The organism is Sphingomonas sp. CCH5-D11 (assembly GCF_001557395.1).
In the GTDB taxonomy this organism is placed as follows: domain Bacteria; phylum Pseudomonadota; class Alphaproteobacteria; order Sphingomonadales; family Sphingomonadaceae; genus Sphingomonas.
The window spans coordinates 2501-5988 of sequence record NZ_LSKH01000307.1; the positions used below are offsets into that span (position 1 = coordinate 2501).

Sequence of the window (3488 nt, forward strand, 5' to 3'; positions counted from 1 at the left end):
TCATCCGGTAACTTTTCAACGTTAATCGGTTCGGACCTCCAGTGCGTGTTACCGCACCTTCATCCTGGTCATGCCTAGATCGCCGGGTTTCGGGTCTAATACTTCAAACTATGTCGCCCTATTCAGACTCGCTTTCGCTGCGCCTACACCTATCGGCTTAAGCTTGCTTGAAACATTAAGTCACAGACCCATTATGCAAGAGGTACGCTGTCAGGCCTCAAGGACCCTCCAACTGCTTGTAGGCAATCCGTTTCAGGTACTGTTTCACTCCCCTCATCGGGGTGCTTTTCACCTTTCCCTCACGGTACTAGTTCGCTATCGGTCATGTACGAGTATTTAGGCTTAGAGGGTGGTCCCCCTATATTCAGACAGGATTACACGTGTCCCGCCCTACTCAAGTCCTCTTGTCTCACTTTCGCATACGGGGCTGTCACCCGCTACGGCCGAACTTTCCAGATCGTTCTGCTAGTTGAACAAAAGGCACTGGCCTGGTCCGCGTTCGCTCGCCACTACTAACGGAATCTCGGTTGATGTCTTTTCCTCCAGGTACTGAGATGTTTCAGTTCCCCGGGTTCGCTTCACGAAACCTATGTATTCAGTTTCATGATACCTTCTTCCTGATTACCTCAAACCAAGCCCCACGACGACACGCATGAAGCGTGCCGCCGAGCGGCTCAGCTAAGATAATCGGGATAGGTGGGTTTCCCCATTCGGAAATCGTCGGGTCAAAGGTTGCTCACACCTCACCGACGCTTATCGCAGCGTGCCACGTCCTTCATCGCCTGTACATGCCAAGGCATCCACGAATTGCCCTTACCTCACGCTTGAGAGTCCACACCACCAACGACAACGCTGGATTGGTCCGAAGACCAACACGAAACTCGGCAGAGCAGCGTTACGCGGTTTTGATCTGGCCCTTCGTCGACACGCATGAAGCGTGCCGCCGAGCGGCTCAGCTGATGTGGATGATAAATCTCAGCCAGATTATTGTAGTGATATGAAAATTGGACGCTTCGAACCCCGCAGCCAGATCGCGTCGAGCCGAAGCTCTTGGCGAACCGCTTCTCGCGATCCTATCGTCTCAAACCCATACCGCCACGGCATCGATTTTAAGAACCCATTCACAATGTCAAAGAGGGCCGTCGCGGCCCAATACCTCGCGCTTGCACGCGAGGATCTCGTGTCTTCATCTTCTGGACTGTCAGAGCTTAACCACGCCGCGGCAAAGCCGCGTCGTCAGACCTAGCTTGCAGCTAGGCTGGCCGTGCTTGCCGGTGTGCGCTGCAAGCTTTGCTTGCGCGTCTCGCCGGCTGCGCAGTGGTGGAGCCTATCGGGATCGAACCGATGACCTGATGCTTGCAAAGCAACCGCTCTCCCAGCTGAGCTAAGGCCCCAATACTGACAGATGGTGGGCCGAGTAGGAGTTGAACCTACGACCTCACGCTTATCAGGCGTGCGCTCTAACCACCTGAGCTACCGGCCCATCTGCAACCCGAACCAGCCATAAAGGCCGCGGGCGGCGTGAGCCAGCTCAGGCAGTATCCTCTCATGGGAGAGGATATCCAGACGATGAAGGGACATGAGGACGGCGGCGATGTTCTTTGGAATGGGAGGAAGCTCTTCCCGGTCAGAACCCGAAGGTTGGGACCAGGCGCTTAACCGCCGCTATCCTTAGAAAGGAGGTGATCCAGCCGCAGGTTCCCCTACGGCTACCTTGTTACGACTTCACCCCAGTCGCTAAACCCACCGTGGTCGCCTGCCTCCTTGCGGTTAGCGCGACGCCTTCGGGTGAATCCAACTCCCATGGTGTGACGGGCGGTGTGTACAAGGCCTGGGAACGTATTCACCGCGGCATGCTGATCCGCGATTACTAGCGATTCCGCCTTCATGCTCTCGAGTTGCAGAGAACAATCCGAACTGAGACAACTTTTGGAGATTAGCTCACCCTCGCGGGATTGCTGCCCACTGTAGTTGCCATTGTAGCACGTGTGTAGCCCAGCGCGTAAGGGCCATGAGGACTTGACGTCATCCCCACCTTCCTCCGGCTTATCACCGGCGGTTCCTTTAGAGTACCCAACTGAATGATGGTAACTAAAGGCGAGGGTTGCGCTCGTTGCGGGACTTAACCCAACATCTCACGACACGAGCTGACGACAGCCATGCAGCACCTGTGTGTAGGTCCCCGAAGGGAAGAAAGGCATCTCTGCCAGTCGTCCTACCATGTCAAACGCTGGTAAGGTTCTGCGCGTTGCTTCGAATTAAACCACATGCTCCACCGCTTGTGCAGGCCCCCGTCAATTCATTTGAGTTTTAACCTTGCGGCCGTACTCCCCAGGCGGATAACTTAATGCGTTAGCTGCGCCACCCAAAGACCAAGTCCCCGGACAGCTAGTTATCATCGTTTACGGCGTGGACTACCAGGGTATCTAATCCTGTTTGCTCCCCACGCTTTCGCACCTCAGCGTCAATACCGGTCCAGTGAGCCGCCTTCGCCACTGGTGTTCTTCCGAATATCTACGAATTTCACCTCTACACTCGGAATTCCACTCACCTCTCCCGGATTCGAGCGATGCAGTCTTAAAGGCAATTCTGGAGTTGAGCTCCAGGCTTTCACCTCTAACTTACAAAGCCGCCTACGTGCGCTTTACGCCCAGTAATTCCGAACAACGCTAGCTCCCTCCGTATTACCGCGGCTGCTGGCACGGAGTTAGCCGGAGCTTATTCTCCCGGTACTGTCATTATCATCCCGGGTAAAAGAGCTTTACAACCCTAAGGCCTTCATCACTCACGCGGCATTGCTGGATCAGGCTTTCGCCCATTGTCCAATATTCCCCACTGCTGCCTCCCGTAGGAGTCTGGGCCGTGTCTCAGTCCCAGTGTGGCTGATCATCCTCTCAGACCAGCTAAGGATCGTCGCCTTGGTGCGCCTTTACCACACCAACTAGCTAATCCTACGCGGGCTCATCCCTCGGCGATAAATCTTTGGACTTACGTCGTCATCCGGTATTAGCAGTCATTTCTAACTGTTATTCCGAACCAAGGGGCAGATTCCCACGCGTTACGCACCCGTGCGCCACTAGATCCGAAGATCTCGTTCGACTTGCATGTGTTAGGCATGCCGCCAGCGTTCGTTCTGAGCCATGATCAAACTCTCAAGTTTATGTCACCACGCCAACCCCAGTGGAATAACCAGGACCAGCGCGAAGCATCTCAGGGAGCCCAACCTGCACAAATACTATTACTGTGGATAAGTAACAGAGACATGCAAGCCAGGCTTGGCTTTAACCGAGCACCCGATACCCTGAGGATATCAGACCCGGAGCCGCCGCCCACATGTCCCTTCATCTAAACCAACAATGTCAAAGAGCGACAAAAACCGACGCCCAGTCCAATCCCTCTTTCGTGGGACGACCTCGGCGCCTGGATTTCGATGACCACCGCGGCAACCATTCCGGCCACCGCTGCGGTGACACCCATCTAGGGCGACC

2 tRNA genes and 2 rRNA genes (1 of these 4 cut by a window edge) are annotated in these 3488 nt (G+C 55.0%); all 4 read right to left on the minus strand.

Annotated features, from left to right (window positions below):
* Nucleotides 1-827, minus strand: a 23S ribosomal RNA gene (locus AX702_RS18915) (it extends 1998 nt beyond the left edge of the window).
* Between the two features lie 491 nt (nucleotides 828-1318).
* A tRNA-Ala gene (locus AX702_RS18920) sits at nucleotides 1319-1394 on the minus strand.
* 12 nt (nucleotides 1395-1406) lie between these two features.
* Nucleotides 1407-1483: transfer RNA gene (locus AX702_RS18925), tRNA-Ile, on the minus strand.
* A 192-nt stretch (nucleotides 1484-1675) separates the two neighbouring features.
* Nucleotides 1676-3160: ribosomal RNA gene (locus AX702_RS18930) — 16S ribosomal RNA — on the minus strand.
* The 16S and 23S rRNA genes sit together here with 2 tRNA genes alongside, the layout of an rRNA operon.
* Nucleotides 3161-3488 lie beyond the last annotated feature (328 nt).